Here is an 18,367-nt window from a genome sequence, read left to right on the forward strand (position 1 = left end):
CAAGTATACAAATCATTTTTTAACATCAAAATTTTATCAAAATGGCACACAACATTAATTTCAACGAGAGAACAGGACGTTATTCATTTTTTAGCGTTCAGCAAAAAGCGTGGCACGGTTTAGGGCAAATCGTGGAGCAATTCCCAACCAGTGAAGAAGCGATTAAATACGCTGGATTAGACTATGAAGTCGTAAAATCCCCAATTTTCACTAAAAATTCGGGCATTATCGAAACTGCAAGCGGTATCGAAATAGGCAGTAGCGAATTGGAAGTACCTAATTATTTTGCCAACATACGAACCGATAACAATGCCGTTTTGGGTGTAGTTGGTAAAGATTATCACATTGTACAAAACCGTGAAGCTTTTAATTTCTTTGATGCTATTGTAGGCGGTGGCGAAGGTATTCTGTACGAAACCGCAGGCGCATTGGGCAACGGAGAACGTATTTTTATTACAGCTAAATTACCCGATTATATTCGTGTTGGCAATGGCGATGATGTTACGGAAAAGTATATTTTTCTAACCACTTCGCACGATGGTAGCGGAAGCATTACAGCCGCATTTACACCTATCCGTATTGTTTGTCAAAATACCTTAAATGCTTCATTGCGAAATATGACCAATGTAGTCCGCATCAAACACACATCGGGAGCAAAACAGCGTATCGAGAATGCCCACAAGATTATGGGATTGGCAAACACATTAAGCAATCAATTAGAGCGCATTTTCAACGATTGGGCAAAAGTAAAGGTAACAGACCAAGAAGTAAAAAAGCTAATTCAATTGGCACTTTGTCCGAACAAGGAAACTTTTGATTTGCTTAAAAAAGGTGCAGAAGATGAAATTTCAACCCTCTTTAAAAATACGGTTGATGATGCTTTTGCCTATGCAATGATAAGCGACACACAGCAAATGGAAACAACCAAAGGCACATTGTTCGGAGCGTACAACGCTGTTACAGGCTACTATCAGAATGTAAGAAATTACAAAAACGATGAAGCCAAATTGCAGAGTATTGTATTGGGCGGAACTGCCCAACTAAAATCGCAGAAAGCATTTGAATTGTGTACTGCATTTGCTTTAGACGGTGCGGAAATTTTAAATCTTAATTAATTAATAACAGGCTACCGCTTTAATCGGTGGTAGCCTACTAAAAATAAAAGTTATGGCAAATTGGTGCAATAATACGGTTGTTTTTGAGGGAAAACCTGAAGCAATCGAACAGATACAGCAGCTTTTCCAAATGATGAAAAGCAAAGAAGAAAAAGAAAAACAAGGGCAATTGCCCGATTTTGTTCCCGACACAAACGGCGGTTATTTCTTCAATATTTATTGGAATGAAAGCGATGAAGGCGTTTTTCAATATGAAACAAAATGGTCGCCTAATCTTGAAATTATTCAAAAGATAGCAAAACAGTACAAAGTAAATTTCATACAGGATTATGAAGAACTGGGCAATATGGTCTATGGCAGGGCAACATTTTCTGACGGGATTGTCACAGATATTTATTTGGAAGATGAAGATTTTGCCAATTATCATTATGACGAAGAAACCGACAATTATCATTTTGAAGGCGAAATTTATGAGAGTGATTATGAAATTTTGGAAACTCTTTTAGACCGAAAAATTTCCAAGAGCAATATTTAAAATTTACGATTAAATCGGTTCAGCAAAAAAGACACTTCCTTCCTTTGGTCGGAAATGTCTTTTTGCATTCAATAAAGATGCAACCCGTTTGATGAAAATGTTTGCTCCGCCATTTTATCAAACCAGTTGCGAGTTTTTTGCGTGGGATATTCGTTATCCCATTCTTTAATTTTGGATTGACTTCTTTTCTTTTCACATAGCGACCAAAGAAAAGAAGCAAAAGAACATCGCCAATTAAGCTTTGTCTATATTTCTATTTGATTAAATTTGAAATCTGTCAAAATAATTAAAATCGCAAATTCAAAGAATGATAGAAACTCAAATTTCAATAACCGTTAACCGAAAATCCGATATTGCTTTATTGGAGCAGAAAATTATCGAAAACCAGTTTCAATTTCCTGTTTACATTCGGGAATATGAATTTAGCTATCAAATAAATTTTACGAGCGATTATGAAGAATGGGAATTGGATACAGCAATTCTCAGTAGTTTTCCGGGCTATGAATTTACTACAGATTTGGAAAGAGGACGAAAGGAAATCAGAATTCAAATAAGCCGTTACCAGTCTGAATTGTCTACTGACGGTTGGGGAAGACGGATTGAAAACCCTTTGAACGAAACGAAATATCTTATAAAAACATCTATAAACAAAGCGGAAGATTTCAATCCTAAAATTAAAGTTTTGTTTGAAGACCAAGAGCAATTTTACCATATCAATATTGTAGATGGCATCAATACAGCTACCGATGAAAAAGGTTTCTTGTTGTTAGATGATTTTAAAACGAACAATGAAAGTAAAAGCGCAGAAATTTTGCCAGATAGACTTTATAAATCTCGCCAAGAAGCTTTCCAGAGGGGATTTGATAAAATATCCGATGTTGTGGAAAATGATTTTACTCTTTACCTTGAAAACAAAAAGAAAGAAATTAGAGAAATACAAAAGTTGCCCCGCAAAATTATCAGGGAATTTATAAAGGCGTGTAATAATTCTGATGAAGATAATATCGTAAAGCAACTTGATGAAGATATAATTTTCGAGGTACGCAAGCATTGGAAAACTATTTTTGAAACCAGAGGAATTCCAAAATTCAAAGAATACCTTAGTTCCTCCGAACAAGAATTAAGCGGTAAGGATTTTAAAATCAGGTCATTGTGGAGTTTTAAATTGCCTTATGTAATGATTGGCGTGAAATATTTTCCTGCTTCTACAGAACTAGAAAAACAACCTTTTCAAAAATTTGAACAGATGAATTTTGTATTAGAAAATAATAAAATTACCAGTATTATCTATGAAATTTAATTTGTTTAAAATCATCATTCGGTGGCGTTTTTAATAGCTTTTTTAAAAATATCTGCATCACTGCCAATTAATAAATAGCTTACAAAACCAATACCCAAAAGACTTTTCGCTACTTTTTCAGCATCAATATCGCTATGGGCAATCAGTTTTATTGTGGGATGAAGTGAAGTTAAATATTGTAGTTGCTCCAGTACATTTTTGTCGTAAAAATTGAGGTCAACAATGCAAACTTGCGGAAGTTTTTTTAATGCCGATAATTCATTTAAAGCATTTGGAAAAGTTTCAGACCGAAACAGAATTTCTATTCCTGAAGAAAGAAGTTCGTTGCAAATCAAATCTAAAATCGGGCTTTTATCATTGATAAAGGCAAGGGAAGTTTTTTGTTGTGCAGTACCAGTTTTCATATCATACCTTTTTAGGTTGATGTAGCCCTGCAAAAAAATAAAGCGCAGGCAACTACACTTACCGACATTGAGGCACTGGTATACCCGACAACGAATAAGCGAGCGCCCACGCCTATCACGTGAGCGTTCCTACTTATTTGTCCCGTTGTCTTAAAAATTACCAGTTTTCAATGTGGGACTTAAAGCAAAAACACTTTAAGTATTTCTATATTTTAGATAGCAAAGATACTAAAGTCGTTCTGATAGAAGCATAGCTAGAAGAAAATTTATTATAAACAATGTTTGCCTTTGGCTATATAGTTCTGTTCCAAGACAGTTAGAATATCACTTTCCTTGTAAATAATCTTGCCACCAATTTGTATAAATGGTAAAATATTATCATCGCGATATTGTTGTAAGGTTCTTTTGCTGATGTGAAGTATTCTGCACAAATCATCGCCTGAGAGATAAATTTCGCCATTCATTACAGGACGATAATTTTTTAGTATGACTTCGATATAGCTTCTCAACTGCATTATCATTTGCTGATGGGCAATTATTTCTTCGGTTTCATTCGTTAGTAAATCCATTTTCGTTGGTATTGTAAGATTGTCGAGCTTCAAGCAAAGCCTGCACATCCGAGAGTTTGTAATAGTTTTTGCGGTTTAATTTGGAATATGGCAATAGCCCTTTGTCCTTATAAGTCTGTAAAGTTCGTTTGGTAATGTTCATCATCAGACATACTTCCTGGTTATCGAGCCATTTTTCTGCTTTGAAAATCTGAATGTATTTTGTGGTAGCATTTTCTGTCAGTTCCAAAAGTGATTTTAACTCATTGTTTATTCTATCTAATGCAGATTTTTGTATTGCGATAACTTCCATAGCTTGCTTCATTTTTCTTTGGAAGTCGAATTTATAGAGGCTTATTATGGGATTAGGAAAGATTGTATTGGTTGGCTTTGAAAGGCTGTATTTGGCTTTGAAACAGCAATTTGATAGGAATTAATTTTGTAGATTTGGAGAAAATAAATCCTATTGATTATTATGCAAAATAGGCATTGTTTATATGTTGGTATTAATTGCAAGTGTAACAAAACAATACGTAATAAGAAACTATGAATAGAAAACTTACGACAAATTCAAGATTAGTCAATGAATTATTTGCTAATTATATCAGTACGTTTGCTGCATTCTGCGAATTATTAAATAACTCTATTCAAGCCAAGAGTAAAAATATTTGGATTGAAATTGACTATACTTTAGAAACTGAAATACATCCTCTTTTAATCAAAAAAATCTCTGTAAAAGATGACGGTAATGGAGTTCATATGTCTGACATTGAAAGGAAACTATTGGACATTGGAACGGCAAATAAAGATGGTGGTAAAGGAATTGGAAGATTTGCAAGTTTTCAAATCGGTCAAGAAATTGAAATTGAAACTATTGGATATTCACAAGAAGATAAGACATTTACTGAAACATATATCCCGTTATCATTCAATAGTTTTGGGAAAAACATCAATGTTTCTGAAATTGAATTAGCTACAAAAGAAAATATCTTAGAAGGAAATAATCATAATACTTTTTACAAGGTAACAATTTCCAGTTTGTACCCACATTCAACCACAGAAAATGAACCAAAAAAGAAAATTATTGACAAATTTCTTAAAGACAATCTTTCAGATGCAATTTTTGAGAGATACCCCTTAAAGATTTTTAATAAAGAAGTTACATTTCACATAAACGGTAAAGCTTTAAATCCTACTGATTTTGTAATAGATAATCCGATTAAAATAGCTAAAACTTATACAGACACAAAAGGTAAAGAACATAAAGTTCTTTTTGACTTTATGCAAATTAAGAAAATGGATAAAATCAAAGTCTTTTTAACAGCGCAAAATGCGGGTCTGAATACTATAGCGGGAAGTTTAGAATATGATGCAAGTTGGTTGAGCCCAAAAATTGGAGGATGGTTTATTTATGTGTCTTCCTCTACATTATCATCTGACATTTACAGAAATATAGATTTAGATGACTTAGACCCTGATTGGAGAAAAGTAAGAGAATTTATTAAAGATAAACTGAACACATTTTTTAAAGACAGAAATTTTGAATTTGACAATTTTTCCGACAATCTTAAAAATGATGATTTTTATCCATACAAAGAGAGGGCAAGCTCTAAATCAAAAGTTATCCTGTTTGATAAATTAGCCTATTTAGTAGAAGATAAATACCATATCTTAAAAGACAATAATCAGTTAAGAGAAATTATTTATCCCCTTATTGATAGAACAATATCAAATGGAGAATTAAATAACATTTTACGAAGTGTTCTAAAATTAAATAACAAAATGATATCTAAATTTTCCGATTTATTGGAAAAAACCGATTTAGATAATATTGTTGAGTTTTCAGATAAAGTTGCTTCAAAGATTGAAGATATTGAATTCCTCGAAAAATTGGTATATAGCGAAATATCAAAAAATGTAAAAGAGCGAAAAGAATTACATAAATTTTTAGAAAAAATGTTATGGGTTTTTGGAGAAGAATATTCAGAAAGCACTAAACTTTTGTCTGATAAGAATTTAGAAAAAAATTTAACTCAATTAAGACAAGACTGTTTAATGTTTAAGCCCTCAAAAGATGGAGATAATATTAATGTTATTGATGAAAAACCAGTAAAATCAATTACTGACCTTTTTATGTATAATGAAAGAGTTTTAGATGCTAAAAGAAGAGAAGTTTTAGTTGTTGAACTAAAAGCACCCAAAGTAAAAATAAGCCCTAAAGAAATAGAACAAGTAATGAAGTATGCCAGAGAAATTGAAAAACTTGACGCCTCAAGCTCCAATATTCATTATAAAATTTTGTTGATTAGCTCAAAAATAAATTCCGATGCTGAATTCCAAATAAAAGGTAATCAAAGAAATGAAGACAACCCCTATTTCTACTTCAGAAATGAAAATAAAAATATTGAAATATGGATTATGAAATGGTCTGATTTGTTAGAAAATGTAAAAAGGAAGCTAAAGTATATGTCAGCAATTTTAAATACTAAAGATATCGATGTTCAAGAAAAGGCAGAGAAAGACTTCGCAGATATTGAGTTTAATAAAGTGAGTTCCTCTTTAAAAAGAGTTGCGATGTAAAATGGAAACGAATACAATTATATTAAAAAAATCGGGTAACCGTTTCGTTATCCGATTTTAAAAGAATTATAGTGAGAATAATTATCAACGCTCTACAGGCTGTTCCGTTTTAACCTCAGTTTGTTTTTTCTCTTTCTTCATTTGCCAATGCGACCAAATAGAAAGTATGCCGATAATAATCAAAGCATAGGCAAGCCATTTGCCAATACGCTCTATAAAACGTGTAAATACTGATGCCTCAAAGCTGGAAAACCCTTCGGCTCCAACAGCATTACGCCTGTAAAATTTTCTGCGACTTATCCAATAAACAAGCCCTATTCCGATAACAAGCGGAATAATACCAAGTACTAACTGAGCCGTAACCGCATCCATAAAAATTCAAATTAGGTTATCTAAATTTAAGAAAAAAAATAATTTACGAAAAGTAAAAAAGCAAAAAACCGACCTTTAAAGTCGGTTTTTACATTCAATTACTATGCTGTTAATCACTGCTATTAAACTGAAAAGTCAGTTGCTTTTCATTCCCAAAACTATCCGAAATCCACACATCAAAAGATTGCGAAACGGCAGAGGCAGATGTGTAATACAACCTGAATTGCTCTGTTGGTAACAGATACAAATCGTTCGGCAAGTATGGCGTTTCATCATAATAACGTAGCGAACCTTGCCCATCAAATTGAAAATAGCGGAGATAGTATTGCGTGTTGCTGTAATTTCCTGTTCGTTGTATGGTAACACGTATTTCCACCGTTTGTCCATTGGCAACATCTTTCGGAACCGGCATTACTTTTACCTCAAAAGGAAAATTGTTCTGTATTTCGAGGTCGTCATCTTTCCTGCAAGATACCAAAGAAACCGAAGCTGTAAGGATTGCCAGCATTAGATATACCGGCAATAATCCTATTCTGAATTTATTGAATATTGTTATCATTTTTCTGTTTTTAAAAGTTAAACCTTAATCCCACACCAGCAGACGGACGGAACTGCTCTAAGTCTGTGCCCCAAAAGACTTTTGTACGTCCTTGCAACACTAATACAAACCGGTCTGACAAATACGTTTCAAAAGTTATTCTTCCGCCAGCTCCGTAGATGAAATTGTCTTCGCTCAAAATTTTTGCACCGTCATACAATATCGCTTCGCCACGGTTGATGCTTTCGTAACCGACCACGCCTGTTATTCCTAAATTAATCGTGATATTTTTTCGGGCATCGCCTAATAAAAATAAGCTGTAACCACCTTCTGCAGTAAACGTTTCCTGCGGTATGCGAACATTTTTGTAGTCGTGGTATTGGTGTGTATATTCCAAAGCCCAAAGCTGGTAATTACCGTTTTTACCGTTCACGGTCATTCCGATGTTGAGGTAATAATCATTGCCTATTTTATCTTTGGACAAAATACCTGCATTCAGTTCAATTCCTTTTTGCTTCGGGAGCATTCTTTGCGCTTGTGCAACCGTGATGCCTACTAAAACGAGCATTACGGTGTAGATATATTTTTTCATATCATTGTTTTAAAAGGTTATTAAAATTTCAGGTGCATATCATTTATCAATCGGGCTTTTATCAAATCCGAATTTTCTATCTGAAGCGTTTGATATCTGCCACCGTTTTTCTCGAAAATTTCAATCAGTAAAATTTTGTCATCATCAATGGTAAACTGGTCTAGCAAAAACACGTTTTGCTCGATTGCCTTCCCGCCAATTTCATCCAAAGGTTTGTAGGTTCTAAGCGGTATCATTGGTCTTTCCTGCACTACGGTACGCTTTGCTATTTTTTTATCTACGACTTTGAAATTCACAAAATCTATCTGGAAAGGAACATTGGTACGGTTTCTCAATTCTGTATGGAAATAATATTTGCCGTTGTGAATGTAAATTCCTTTCAAAATAAACTGGATGCCGAAACTTTTAGCACCAATATGTTTTACAATGCGTTTGTCCATATTGTAAATGGTTTCCAAAAGCAAACCTGCCAATGACGGAGAATTATTACCCAATTCTTCAAAAAGTACATCGTTTCCATTCGCTTTATCCACTGCTTTTTGCATTGTTAAAAGGTCATAGCTTAATACTTCGGGATAAGAACTGTAATACACATTGAAACTGTAAAAACGACCATCATTTGTGATTACGGAAAAATTGGTTTCAGGCTCGAAAGCTCTTACCGATGCTTTTACACGCAGTACGTTTTCTGCATCTTCTGCTTTTCCTGCGATTAAGTATTCGCTACCCAAATCCACATAACGAATAGCGCTTGGGAAAATCAGATGCGAAGTTTTATCGTAAGTAACTTCCATTTTGTAAGGTTCTATCTTGCCGAGTTCAAGCGGTGTTCTGATGCTGTCTTGCGCATAAGAATGCACGGCCAAGCCCAATATCAGGGCAATAGCCCAAAAGGTTTTTATGTATTTTTTCATCTTATTTAATATTTATTTTTAATTGTGATGAAGCTTGTCTAGGACAGGTTTCATTTTTTATAAATTTTAATTGAACATTATTTTTTAGATACCAAAAAGACTTGATGTCCAGCTTTTAAAGTAACTTTTGGTGCTCTCACTTTTTTAGCGAAATAACCCGAAATACCCTGAACTGCGCTTTTGCTGAGGTCGGAAGCAATTTGTTGTCCCGTTGAAGAATTCATACTAAAGCTTGAACCGGTAGCGTTGCCCATATTGGCAACAATATCTGTAATGGCACTTCGTTCGGGAGAATTGGGTACGTTCAATCCTTGTTGTCCATCCAAATCATAAATGGTTATCTCAACAGGAATAATGTTACCTTCTAATTCTATGGAAGTTACTTTTAGCTGTAATCTGCCATTCTGAAATTTAGCATTTGCCGTTACAATAGTTCCTTTCGGAATAGTTCTTTGTGGTGTTTGTGCCGTTTCCAACAATCGTAAACGTACGCCAGTTTCGCCTGTTACCGTCTGTGCATCGTGTACACAGGCTTTGATACTATTTTTCGGTTGAACTACTTGTTCTTTAGACCCTGCGGTAAAAAATCCACGGTTTTTAATTTCGCTCCAGTCTGCGGAAAAGGCACTGTCTGATGGTTCTCGATACAAAGCAGAAACGGTATTTTTTCTTGCCGGTGCAAATGCTACAAAATGCTCTTTTTCTGATGCGGATGTTGTTTGGTTTGATGCATTGTCAGGAGCAGCATTTCCCGTATTTGTATTTTGAGGAAGATATTTTGCTGCCATTTGATAGGATTTTTCCATCAACGCCAATTGGTCATCAACTGTGGTAGCACGAGGAACATCTCTTTCCGCGAGCCTGTCTCTCAATTCGTCTACCTGCCTGCGAAGTTGCATCGTTTCTGAATTATCATTTTGATAAAATGAACCCAATGTATTTTGCGCATTTTGGTAACTATTGAGTGCAGGATTAGCAGATTTATCTTTACCCAAAACATTACTTTCCTCTTCTTGAGATAAGCTTTCTTCACTACTTTGCGTGCTGTCTGTATTCCAATAATCGGCAAGCGTAGTAAGGGCATTTCTTTTTGCCTGCTCTTGCTTTTCCAGCATTTCCTGTTCATACGCTTTTTGTTTGTCAGATTGCATTCCGGCATCAGTTGCTTGTGGAACGGCATCATTCAAACCGAGATTTTCGATTTCATCCTTATCCGAAGACGGTTTAAATATCAAATACATACAGCCGATAAAAACAATACCCATTAAAACAAATATGAGCGGCTTTTTGAGTTTATCCATTTTATTCTGATTGCCTTCGTGAAGCAAATCAGCGTTGTCTTTCGGGTTTCCTTCTGTTACCCGAACCACAGACTTTTTGTTATCATTTTCTTTCATAAAACTGATTTTTTAGAATTGTTGATACTGTGTCCCGCAATTTTGCAGGACTTTCATCTTTTTTGAGGACAGGATTTTCGATATGCTCGATGACCATACCGTTTTCGGACTTTGAAGTGTCGTACCAAACTTTGCCAATCACAAATGCTGTTAACACCAGATAGCCTATAAAAAAATAAAGGGTATATTGATGTTGTTTTCGCATTGGTAATTTCTGCCAGCGTTCATCGACCTTGTCAAAGTATCTGTCCAGATTTGCTCTTATTTTTTTCATAACCTTTGGTTTTTATTTTTCGATGACTTCTACATCTTTATTTTCGATGACTGCAAACTTTTCGATATTGAAGCCTTGCGGATTATTATCCGAGCGAACCGAGTTTACAAGGAAGCAGGAAGTTATCAGATTACGTCTGGTTACATTGCTGGAACGGATGATGAATTGCTTGGCATACGTTTGAACCGCATAAGGATGTCTGTCGAAGTTGCACACCACGCTGTCTACTTCTATGCGCTGTTGCACATTTCCCGAAATGATACGGTTGTAGTAGCCTTTTTCCGATAGGTCATTGTAATAATCAAAGGCACTTTTATCGGCAAGGTTGAATGCCCTTTTCATATTGCTTTCGATTGCATTTTTATCGGGAGCCAACGTGAAAAACAATTCGTGAAAACGCCTGACGTGTTCTCTTGCTTCCACAGGGCGATTGATACTTGCGTCTTGCGATAAGGCAAGCATCAAAGATTTACCCTTATCCAATACATATATTTTCTGGCGTTGCTCTTCTGCAAAGCGATAGGACTGCCATACGGCAAATCCTACCACGCCAATGCAGAGAACGGCAAACATAATGGCATACAATCGTATCTGCCGAAAGCTGTTTTCTATATTTCTTAGCGTTTTAAATTCCATTTTTTTATTGATTATGGGTTAAATTATTTGAGTAATTGACCGCTAATGTTTCCTACGGTAGAACCGGCTCCTGCTCCTGCGAGATTTCCAGCTTTCATTGCCGTTTGGTTTACATTTCGTGTAAAGTTTCCTGCCCCACCGGCTTGGATAATCCATCCTGTAACTGTTGGAATAGTAAAATATCCCACAATACCGATAATCATAAAAATGATGTAAACAGTATTGGAAGTATCAGGAATGAAAGTTGGGTCGGACAACATTTCTATATCCCGTTCCAAAATCAACGATTGTATTCTTGCCAGCATAGAACTGAATAAATCTGAAACTGGTAACCATAGATAAACACTAACGTATCTTGTAATCCATTGCGTAAGTGTGGATTGAAAACCATCCCAGACAGAAATCGCAAAAGCGATGGGTCCGAGTATTGATAGCACAATCAGGAAAAATGTCCTTATGGTATCTATAACCAATGCGGCTGCCTGAAAAAGGACTTCCAACAAATTGCGGAACCAGTCTTTGATAGCTTTTTCTATCTGATATGCCTGCCTGTCCATATACATTCCCGCCATTGTTCCAATGTCGGATGGCGACCATCCCAATTCGTCCAGCTTTTTGTCAAACTCTTCATCCGATACCATAAAAGCGGTTTCAGGATTTCTGACCATCGCTTCATATTCCAATTGGTCTTTTTGCTGTTGCAGTTTGTTGAGGTCAAGCACTTGGTTTTCAAGAATTGAGTGCGTTCCTGTAACAACAGGACTTAAAACCGCATTGATGGTTCCCAACACGATAGTTGGGAAAAACATAATGCAAAGTCCCAAAGCGAACGGTCGCAACAATGGAAACACATCTATGGGTTCGGCACGGCTCAATGCCTGCCAAACTTTTAGTGCTACATAAAACAAAGCACCCAATCCTGCGAGACCTTTTGCTACTGCTGCCATATCTGCCGCAAGCGGCATCATATCATCGTATAGCGAACGAAGAACTTCGTGAAGATTATTCCATTCCATAGCTTACCAGTATTTTTGGTTGGGAGTTCCATAAAGGTCAAGCACTCTTTTGGCATCGTTTTTCTTCTTTGCTCTGAGATAGCTTACAGATATGTTTTTGTTGGTGTAGTAGCGAACCAAGCTGTGATAGTCTTTTACTTCTTTGTACACACGGTCTATTACTTCCATACGTTCCTTGTCATTCAGGGATAGACTGGATGCAGATACAATCTGTTTTAGTTCTTTCAAAAGTTCAGTACTTTCATTCAAAAGTGCGGAATATCCATTGCCAATGGCTACCAATTCTTGTGGTGTGAAATTCGGGTCGTTCATCATTTTGCCGAAATTCTGAACATACATTTCCGAAACATCGCCCACTAAAAGAACCGTCTGCTGAACTTTACGAGCATCTTTAACCAAATTGTTTACTGCCTTTAGCTTATCGTAATATTCCTTACCCTGCTCATACACTTTCTTTACTTCATTGAAGTTTTTAATCACGTTGCTTACCGTGGAAGAAGTCTGCACGATTTCATTCGCACTGTTAAGAATTCCTGAAGCCAGATTTGCAGGGTCTGTTACTACAAATTGTGCTTTTGCTGACGGTGCTACGGCTAACATTAGTGCCGTACACACCAAATACATTAATTTTTTCATTTTTTTAAATTTTTAAAATGTTATAGATTATTGATTTACTTTATCACGTCGCTGCATTGCGATGTGCTTGATGGCGAGTTCTACATTGTCATCCAATTCAGAAGCGAGTTGCATCACTTCTAATTTTTCGGTTTCTTCGGTGGTGTAAGCGAGATACTCCTCTAGGCTAACTTCGGTGGCATAAACTGCCGAGTGCGTACCACCTAATCCTATCCAAACCTCTTTGTACAGACGGCTGATGTCATTGTTCATATTGATAGAAAGTACTTGCCCTTTCTCTTTATCCGTCAGTCCCAACATTGCCTGTATATCATCGAACTTGTTCATATACTTGCGTTGGTCTAAAAGGATTTTACAGTCTGAATTATTGATGATACTTTCTTTCACGATAGGCGATTGAATGATGTCATCAACTTCCTGCGTAACGACGATGGCTTCTCCGAAGAATTTACGGACGGTTTTAAACAAATACTTGATGTATTCTGCCATTCCTTCTTTGGCAATCGCTTTCCACGCTTCTTCAATCAGTATGAGTTTTCGAATACCTTTAAGTCTTCTCATTTTATTAATGAAAACTTCCATAATAATGATGGTTACCACGGGAAAGAGGATTTTATGGTCTTTAATCGCATCAATTTCAAACACGATAAAACGTTTTGTAAGAAGGTCTAACTGTTTGTCAGAATTGAGCAAATAATCATATTCGCCACCTTTGTAATAAGGTTCCAACACGTTGAGAAAATTGGCAATATCAAAGTCTTTTTCCCTGACTTCTTTTCTTTCTAATACCTTGCGGTAATCGCCTTTTACATATTCGTAAAAACCGTTGAAAGACGGGAAATCATCAGTGGTTTTTATCCGTTCGATATATCCGCTTACGGCATTAGAAAGGGCAACTTCTTCCGAACGAGTTGGTGGTTCATCATCACGTTTCCAAAGGGTCAGTATCAAAGTCTTGATACTTTCACGCTTCTCAATGTCAAAAACGCCATCATCTGTGTAGAAAGGATTAAATGCAATCGGATTATCTTCGGTATAAGTGAAATAAACGCCGTCTTCGCCTTTGGTTTTACCTTTGATAAGTTCGCATAAACCTTGATAAGAATTACCCGTATCCACCAGCAAAACGTGAGCGCCTTGCTCGTAATACTGCCGTACCATATGGTTTGTAAAGAAGGATTTTCCGCTTCCCGAAGGACCGAGGATAAACTTGTTACGGTTGGTAATAATTCCACGTTTCATAGGTAAATCCGAAATATCCAAATGAATAGGTTTGCCGGTCAATCGGTCAGCCATTTTTATCCCGAATGGCGAAGGCGAATTGTGGTAATTGGTTTCTTCCGTAAAAAAGCACAATGCTGGTTCAATGAAGGTGTAAAAACTTTCCTCACTCGGAAAATCGGCAGCGTTGCCCGGCATTCCTGCCCAATACAAAGTAGCTACATCAGTAGTGTTATGGCGTGGTTTACATTCCATCAATGCCAAGGCACTTCCGCAATCATTTTTCAACTGCTTTAGTTCAGCTGGGTCATCTGACCACGCCATAATATTGAAATGCGCACGAATAGAAGCCAGCCCGAAACTGTGAGCCTCGTTCAGATATTTTTCTATCCATTCTTTGTTAATTTGATTGGCACGGCTGTACCTTGCCAAAGAGTGCATATTCCTTGCAGATTTCTCAAACTTTTGCAGGTTGTCTTCACTGTTATCCAAAAACAAATATTGGTTGTAGATATGATTGCAGCTGAGCATCAAACCTACTGGGGCAGCAAAAGACAGTCGGCAATCACTTCGGTCGGTAGATAATTTTTCGTAACGGGTATCAGTTGAAACTGCTCCTGGCAAATCATCGGTGTCCGACAAAGTATGAAGGCTTAATCTTTTATTACCGATACGAACCTCTTCGGAACCGAGAGCGATGTCCTGCATTGGCGTACCTACTTCTCTTGAAAGTGTTAGATACTGTTCTAACAAGCCTTGCTTTTCATCTGTTCCGATGATGTCATCTTCAGTTAGGCGTTGCAGGCTTACAAATCCGCTATCGTTTACAATCCTCTCAAACTGTGAAACTGCTTCCATAAATCGGTGTATCGCTTCTTTATCCCTAATTTCTTTCGGGATAAGAGAACCTTTGCAAAGCGAGCTGAAGTTGCTTTGCATACGCATTCTTTCCTTGCTCGTTTTGGTAAGGAACAAATAGCAATAGTGATTTAAAAAAGGTCTTTCGTTGAAATGCCGTTGATAGGATTTTGCCAAAAAACTTTGGTTTTCTTCTGTCAAATCTGGCGCATAATTTTCCTTGATATACCAATCCTGTTTGTGAACCACCGTGAAATCTGGTAAGGTTTTAATCGCCTTGTGCCAAGCGGAATGAATGGCTTCGTATTCTGCCGCTGCTACCGTGAAGAGTTCCGGCAATCGCACTTCAAAACAGGCAGTAATGTCTGCATCTTTTGAAAGGATGCAGTTGTTTTCTACTGCTAACAAAGGAAATTTGTTTTCCAATGTGGTTGTTTTTGCTACATTTCTCATACGATATTTTGTTTAGGATTGAATTTCAGATAGCGGTGCACGAGCTTGCGGCAGATGATGTATTTGGGATGTCTTTTTTTTGCCCCGATTTTCATTAATCCGTGTTCGCCGTATTTTCTGTTGAGCGAAAAGGTTTGCCACACTATCAGCGAAGAACCGCCCGCACCAAGAAACAGACAGAAGTAAGAGTTTACACCTGCCATATACAGTATCATTACGAGAATAAGCGTACCCAGTAATCCGCCTGCGAAAATGAACAGATACTGTGCTTTCAGCCCTTTAAATTCCACCGTTCTTCCGATGCCTTTGTTGATATTGTAATTCATAAGGCTTGGGATTATAGGAAGAATGAACGCAGGATAGTAGCCGCCACAATCAAGAAGATACACGCACCAAACCACGAAGCTGCCGTTTTGCTTGTGTCGGGGTCGCCCGAACTAAACTTGTTGTACACTTTAACGCCGCCTATTAACCCTACGACTGCACCGATAGCGTAAATCAATTGAGTTGCGGGGTCGAAATAAGAAGTTACCATTTGCGTAGCCTCGTTGATGCCGCCCACACCGTTTCCCTGTGCGAACGCACCAATTCCTGACAGCATAGCCACGGCTGCCAGCAAAACTTTTTTTCTTTGTTTTTCCATAATTGAAACACATTAATTTGTTACTGTTTTCCCGCACCTTGCGGACTTTCGGGACAAAGGTGTTTCAGAAATTAAAGCGTTGTAAGAAAGTGGCAATGAGAGGAATTGTTTGGCGGTGGGTGGCATCCAAAACGTAGAAAAGTATTATATTAGTTGTTTTGAAAATCTTAATTTAAAAACGCAAATTTTAAATGTACATATCTAAAGTCAGCCTTGTCAATTATAGAAATTTTGTTAATGCATATTTCAATTTCAATAAAGGAATAAACACCGTTATAGGTGAAAATGGTTCAGGAAAAACCAACGTTTTTAAAGCAATCAGATTGCTTTTGGAAGATGCTTCTCTTCAGTTTGCCTATAAACTAACTGAGGGTGATTTTAATAGAACTTTAGACAAAGGAAGATGGAAAGGTCATTGGATTATAATCAGCATAGAATTTGATGAACTGAATGATGAAGAAGCCATTCAATCATTATTCATACACGGAACCGGTATTGCCGAAGCGGACTATGTAGAAAAAGCTACTTACAATCTTTTTTTTCGCCCAAAAGCAGACATCAGACAAAAACTTTCTGAGTTAGCGGAAGGCGACAAAGCAGGATTACAAGCTATCCTTGATGATATTAACATTTTAGATAACTATGAAACGTTTTTTACAGGGAAAAGTACAGCGGATTTTAACGACCCTGATGTGTATAAAGAACTTGTAGGTGATTTTGAAAATGTCATTTTTCCTTCTGCTATTGATGCGTCAAAATTTGGTTCCAAAATTCCTCATCAGCTATCTGTTGCAAAAGAAGTTTCATTTACTTTTATACAGGCACTAAGAGATGTTGTAAGTGATTTCCATAATAACAGAACCAATCCGTTACTCACCCTTTTAAAAAATAAAAGTGGCGAAATAAAAGATGCTGATTACCAGCCTATCAGCGATTTAGTAAAAGAATTGAATGAAAGCATTGAAGCACTTCCAGATGTACAGACTATCCGTGATGATATTAAAACAACAATTCAAGATGCTGTTGGGCTTACCTATTCTCCCTCATCATTATCTATAAAATCTAGTGTTCCTGATGAAGCGGAAAAACTGCTCCAATCCTTGAAATTATTTATTGGAGAACCAGGAGAAGAATATGAAGGCGGTATCCACGAGTTAAGCTTGGGAGGTGCTAATCTTATTTTCCTGACCTTAAAACTTTTGGAATTTAAATATCGAAAATCAAAAGATACATTCGCAAATTTCTTAATTATAGAGGAGCCAGAGGCTCATATTCATAATCACATTCAAAAAACATTATTCGACAAATTAGATTATGGTGATACTCAAATCATATATTCAACCCATTCTACGCAAATATCTGAAGTCAGTAATGTAGAAAACATAAACATCTTAGCTAAAAAACTAAATTATGCAGAGGTTTATCAGCCTTCTACAGACTTGGGGGCAGAAAACATCAATCAGGTACAACGTTACTTGGATGCGGTAAGAACCAACTTGCTCTTTGCTAAAGGTGTGATTTTGGTAGAAGGCGATGCCGAAGAAATTCTAATCCCAATTATAGTAAAGAAAGTTTTGGGGATAAGCTTGGACGAGTTGGGAATAAGTTTGATAAACATTAGAAGCACTGGGTTTGAAAATGTTGCGCAACTTTTCCATAATGACAGGATACAACGTAAATGTGCTATCCTCACAGATTTAGATGATGCTATCTGCGATACTACTGAAAATGCTGGCGACAGTGATGCTTTGAAAAAGTATAAGAAAAAAGTAGCCGGTTCTAAGCAAAAAGGGCTGGAAAGAAAAACAAAATTAGATGCATTTGAAGCAGGTAATACGTGGGTCAAAGCATTTTATGCGAAGCACACTTTTGAAGTAGATTTTATTTCAGAAGGAAACGCTTGGGAAGTGGAGAGGATTATTAAAAAAGTCTATATTGACCCAGCAACACGTACGCAAGCAAAAACGGATATCGAAAGTGCCGATGTGGCTATTTATGGTAAGCGGGTGCTTACAATGGCAAAACAGGAAGGAAAAGGTTGGTTTGCAATTATGCTAGGCAAACATATTTCTTATAAAACTGAGATCCCAGCTTACATTCTTGATGCTATCCTTTTTGCAAAAGAAACCTATTCTTCAAACATAGTTGCAGACATTATCCAATATAGAATGAATAAACATTTTGAAGCTGATAATGCCCTCGATTTTACAAGTTGTAAAGCGGAACTTTTGAAATATAGAAATGGAACAAATAAATTGGAAGACTTAGCTTTTGACTTTGACCTTGTACTGCCAGACGACCAAATTTTAATACTAATAGATAAACTGAAGTAGTT

20 protein-coding genes are annotated in these 18,367 nt (G+C 36.6%); 5 read left to right on the top strand and 15 right to left on the bottom strand.

The window, feature by feature from the left end; translation table 11 throughout:
- Window positions 1–41: 41 nt before the first annotated feature.
- The 3 genes from AYC65_RS06215 to AYC65_RS06225 all read left to right on the top strand — a co-directional run bounded on the left by AYC65_RS06215 (window position 42) and on the right by AYC65_RS06225 (window position 2,950).
- On the top strand, window positions 42–1,115 hold the full coding sequence (locus tag AYC65_RS06215) for a DUF932 domain-containing protein (protein WP_074229952.1): 1,074 nt from the start codon (window positions 42–44) through the stop codon (window positions 1,113–1,115).
- Window positions 1,116–1,167: 52 nt separating this feature from the next.
- The gene (locus AYC65_RS06220) at window positions 1,168–1,650 is read left to right on the top strand and encodes a DUF1281 family ferredoxin-like fold protein (protein WP_074229953.1); all 483 of its coding nucleotides are present in this window, start codon (window positions 1,168–1,170) and stop codon (window positions 1,648–1,650) included.
- A 307-nt stretch (window positions 1,651–1,957) separates the two neighbouring features.
- The gene (locus AYC65_RS06225) at window positions 1,958–2,950 is read left to right on the top strand and encodes a hypothetical protein (protein ID WP_078674564.1); all 993 of its coding nucleotides are present in this window, start codon (window positions 1,958–1,960) and stop codon (window positions 2,948–2,950) included.
- 14 nt (window positions 2,951–2,964) lie between these two features.
- Here AYC65_RS06225 and AYC65_RS06230 read toward each other — a convergent pair whose 3' ends face one another.
- From AYC65_RS06230 to AYC65_RS06240, 3 genes are all read right to left on the bottom strand, one after another.
- On the bottom strand, window positions 2,965–3,354 hold the full coding sequence (locus tag AYC65_RS06230) for a response regulator transcription factor (RefSeq protein ID WP_074229955.1): 390 nt from the start codon (window positions 3,352–3,354) through the stop codon (window positions 2,965–2,967).
- A gap of 269 nt (window positions 3,355–3,623) precedes the next feature.
- Window positions 3,624–3,923, bottom strand: coding sequence for a helix-turn-helix domain-containing protein (locus tag AYC65_RS06235; protein ID WP_074229956.1), 300 nt, complete (start codon window positions 3,921–3,923; stop codon window positions 3,624–3,626).
- Window positions 3,904–4,215, bottom strand: a complete 312-nt coding sequence (locus AYC65_RS06240) for a helix-turn-helix domain-containing protein (RefSeq protein WP_074230272.1) — start codon at window positions 4,213–4,215, stop codon at window positions 3,904–3,906. Before AYC65_RS06240 ends, AYC65_RS06235 begins: the two co-directional genes overlap by 20 nt.
- Window positions 4,216–4,448: 233 nt before the next feature.
- Here AYC65_RS06240 and AYC65_RS06245 point away from each other — a divergent pair, with 233 nt between their 5' ends.
- Complete coding sequence (locus AYC65_RS06245; RefSeq protein ID WP_074229957.1) at window positions 4,449–6,482, top strand: ATP-binding protein; 2,034 nt, start codon at window positions 4,449–4,451, stop codon at window positions 6,480–6,482.
- Window positions 6,483–6,566: 84 nt separating this feature from the next.
- On the opposite strand, the gene AYC65_RS06250 is transcribed toward AYC65_RS06245, so the two are convergent.
- From AYC65_RS06250 to AYC65_RS06305, 12 genes are all read right to left on the bottom strand, one after another.
- Window positions 6,567–6,854: a molybdenum ABC transporter permease gene (locus AYC65_RS06250; RefSeq protein WP_074229958.1), complete on the bottom strand. Its 288-nt coding sequence runs from the start codon at window positions 6,852–6,854 to the stop codon at window positions 6,567–6,569.
- A gap of 109 nt (window positions 6,855–6,963) precedes the next feature.
- Window positions 6,964–7,413 (bottom strand): DUF3872 domain-containing protein, encoded by a 450-nt coding sequence (locus AYC65_RS06255; RefSeq protein ID WP_074229959.1) that lies wholly within the window; start codon window positions 7,411–7,413, stop codon window positions 6,964–6,966.
- Between the two features lie 10 nt (window positions 7,414–7,423).
- Window positions 7,424–7,984: a conjugal transfer protein TraO gene (locus AYC65_RS06260; RefSeq protein ID WP_074229960.1), complete on the bottom strand. Its 561-nt coding sequence runs from the start codon at window positions 7,982–7,984 to the stop codon at window positions 7,424–7,426.
- Between the two features lie 20 nt (window positions 7,985–8,004).
- On the bottom strand, window positions 8,005–8,898 hold the full coding sequence (gene traN, locus AYC65_RS06265) for a conjugative transposon protein TraN (RefSeq protein ID WP_078674563.1): 894 nt from the start codon (window positions 8,896–8,898) through the stop codon (window positions 8,005–8,007).
- Between the two features lie 77 nt (window positions 8,899–8,975).
- Window positions 8,976–10,295, bottom strand: a complete 1,320-nt coding sequence (traM, locus tag AYC65_RS06270) for a conjugative transposon protein TraM (RefSeq protein ID WP_074229962.1) — start codon at window positions 10,293–10,295, stop codon at window positions 8,976–8,978.
- The gene (locus AYC65_RS06275; RefSeq protein ID WP_074229963.1) at window positions 10,282–10,569 is read right to left on the bottom strand and encodes a nitrogen regulatory IIA protein; all 288 of its coding nucleotides are present in this window, start codon (window positions 10,567–10,569) and stop codon (window positions 10,282–10,284) included. Before AYC65_RS06275 ends, traM begins: the two co-directional genes overlap by 14 nt.
- Window positions 10,570–10,581: 12 nt before the next feature.
- Complete coding sequence (gene traK / locus AYC65_RS06280) at window positions 10,582–11,205, bottom strand: conjugative transposon protein TraK (RefSeq protein ID WP_074229964.1); 624 nt, start codon at window positions 11,203–11,205, stop codon at window positions 10,582–10,584.
- A gap of 23 nt (window positions 11,206–11,228) precedes the next feature.
- Window positions 11,229–12,221 carry a conjugative transposon protein TraJ gene (gene traJ, locus AYC65_RS06285; protein WP_074229965.1) on the bottom strand — a complete coding sequence of 331 codons (993 nt, stop codon included), beginning with the start codon at window positions 12,219–12,221 and terminating at the stop codon, window positions 11,229–11,231.
- A gap of 3 nt (window positions 12,222–12,224) precedes the next feature.
- Window positions 12,225–12,857 (bottom strand): DUF4141 domain-containing protein, encoded by a 633-nt coding sequence (locus AYC65_RS06290; protein ID WP_074229966.1) that lies wholly within the window; start codon window positions 12,855–12,857, stop codon window positions 12,225–12,227.
- A gap of 27 nt (window positions 12,858–12,884) precedes the next feature.
- Window positions 12,885–15,389, bottom strand: coding sequence for a TraG family conjugative transposon ATPase (locus tag AYC65_RS06295; protein WP_078674562.1), 2,505 nt, complete (start codon window positions 15,387–15,389; stop codon window positions 12,885–12,887).
- On the bottom strand, window positions 15,386–15,715 hold the full coding sequence (locus AYC65_RS06300; RefSeq protein ID WP_074229968.1) for a DUF4133 domain-containing protein: 330 nt from the start codon (window positions 15,713–15,715) through the stop codon (window positions 15,386–15,388). The genes AYC65_RS06295 and AYC65_RS06300 overlap by 4 nt, the downstream gene beginning before the upstream one ends.
- Window positions 15,716–15,726: 11 nt before the next feature.
- Complete coding sequence (locus tag AYC65_RS06305) at window positions 15,727–16,032, bottom strand: DUF4134 domain-containing protein (protein WP_074229969.1); 306 nt, start codon at window positions 16,030–16,032, stop codon at window positions 15,727–15,729.
- Window positions 16,033–16,223: 191 nt separating this feature from the next.
- Here AYC65_RS06305 and AYC65_RS06310 point away from each other — a divergent pair, with 191 nt between their 5' ends.
- Window positions 16,224–18,365: an ATP-dependent nuclease gene (locus tag AYC65_RS06310; RefSeq protein ID WP_074229970.1), complete on the top strand. Its 2,142-nt coding sequence runs from the start codon at window positions 16,224–16,226 to the stop codon at window positions 18,363–18,365.
- The last annotated feature ends 2 nt before the right edge of the window (window positions 18,366–18,367 follow it).

Origin of the sequence: Elizabethkingia bruuniana (assembly GCF_002024805.1) — a bacterium.
Taxonomy (GTDB): domain Bacteria; phylum Bacteroidota; class Bacteroidia; order Flavobacteriales; family Weeksellaceae; genus Elizabethkingia; species Elizabethkingia bruuniana.

Bases quoted from the DNA above. Each gene is read 5' to 3' on its own strand.
- AYC65_RS06220 (WP_074229953.1), top strand. From the start codon at position 1,168: ATGGCAAATTGGTGCAATAATACGGTTGTTTTTGAGGGAAAACCTGAA.
- AYC65_RS06275 (WP_074229963.1), bottom strand. From the start codon at position 10,569: ATGAAAAAAATAAGAGCAAATCTGGACAGATACTTTGACAAGGTCGAT.
- AYC65_RS06260 (WP_074229960.1), bottom strand. From the start codon at position 7,984: ATGAAAAAATATATCTACACCGTAATGCTCGTTTTAGTAGGCATCACG.
- AYC65_RS06295 (WP_078674562.1), bottom strand. From the start codon at position 15,389: ATGAGAAATGTAGCAAAAACAACCACATTGGAAAACAAATTTCCTTTG.
- traM (WP_074229962.1), bottom strand. From the start codon at position 10,295: ATGAAAGAAAATGATAACAAAAAGTCTGTGGTTCGGGTAACAGAAGGA.
- AYC65_RS06255 (WP_074229959.1), bottom strand. From the start codon at position 7,413: ATGATAACAATATTCAATAAATTCAGAATAGGATTATTGCCGGTATAT.
- AYC65_RS06215 (WP_074229952.1), top strand. From the start codon at position 42: ATGGCACACAACATTAATTTCAACGAGAGAACAGGACGTTATTCATTT.
- AYC65_RS06240 (WP_074230272.1), bottom strand. From the start codon at position 4,215: ATGGAAGTTATCGCAATACAAAAATCTGCATTAGATAGAATAAACAAT.
- AYC65_RS06300 (WP_074229968.1), bottom strand. From the start codon at position 15,715: ATGAATTACAATATCAACAAAGGCATCGGAAGAACGGTGGAATTTAAA.
- AYC65_RS06225 (WP_078674564.1), top strand. From the start codon at position 1,958: ATGATAGAAACTCAAATTTCAATAACCGTTAACCGAAAATCCGATATT.
- traN (WP_078674563.1), bottom strand. From the start codon at position 8,898: ATGAAAAAATACATAAAAACCTTTTGGGCTATTGCCCTGATATTGGGC.
- AYC65_RS06305 (WP_074229969.1), bottom strand. From the start codon at position 16,032: ATGGAAAAACAAAGAAAAAAAGTTTTGCTGGCAGCCGTGGCTATGCTG.
- traJ (WP_074229965.1), bottom strand. From the start codon at position 12,221: ATGGAATGGAATAATCTTCACGAAGTTCTTCGTTCGCTATACGATGAT.
- AYC65_RS06290 (WP_074229966.1), bottom strand. From the start codon at position 12,857: ATGAAAAAATTAATGTATTTGGTGTGTACGGCACTAATGTTAGCCGTA.
- AYC65_RS06235 (WP_074229956.1), bottom strand. From the start codon at position 3,923: ATGGATTTACTAACGAATGAAACCGAAGAAATAATTGCCCATCAGCAA.
- AYC65_RS06250 (WP_074229958.1), bottom strand. From the start codon at position 6,854: ATGGATGCGGTTACGGCTCAGTTAGTACTTGGTATTATTCCGCTTGTT.
- traK (WP_074229964.1), bottom strand. From the start codon at position 11,205: ATGGAATTTAAAACGCTAAGAAATATAGAAAACAGCTTTCGGCAGATA.
- AYC65_RS06245 (WP_074229957.1), top strand. From the start codon at position 4,449: ATGAATAGAAAACTTACGACAAATTCAAGATTAGTCAATGAATTATTT.
- AYC65_RS06230 (WP_074229955.1), bottom strand. From the start codon at position 3,354: ATGAAAACTGGTACTGCACAACAAAAAACTTCCCTTGCCTTTATCAAT.
- AYC65_RS06310 (WP_074229970.1), top strand. From the start codon at position 16,224: ATGTACATATCTAAAGTCAGCCTTGTCAATTATAGAAATTTTGTTAAT.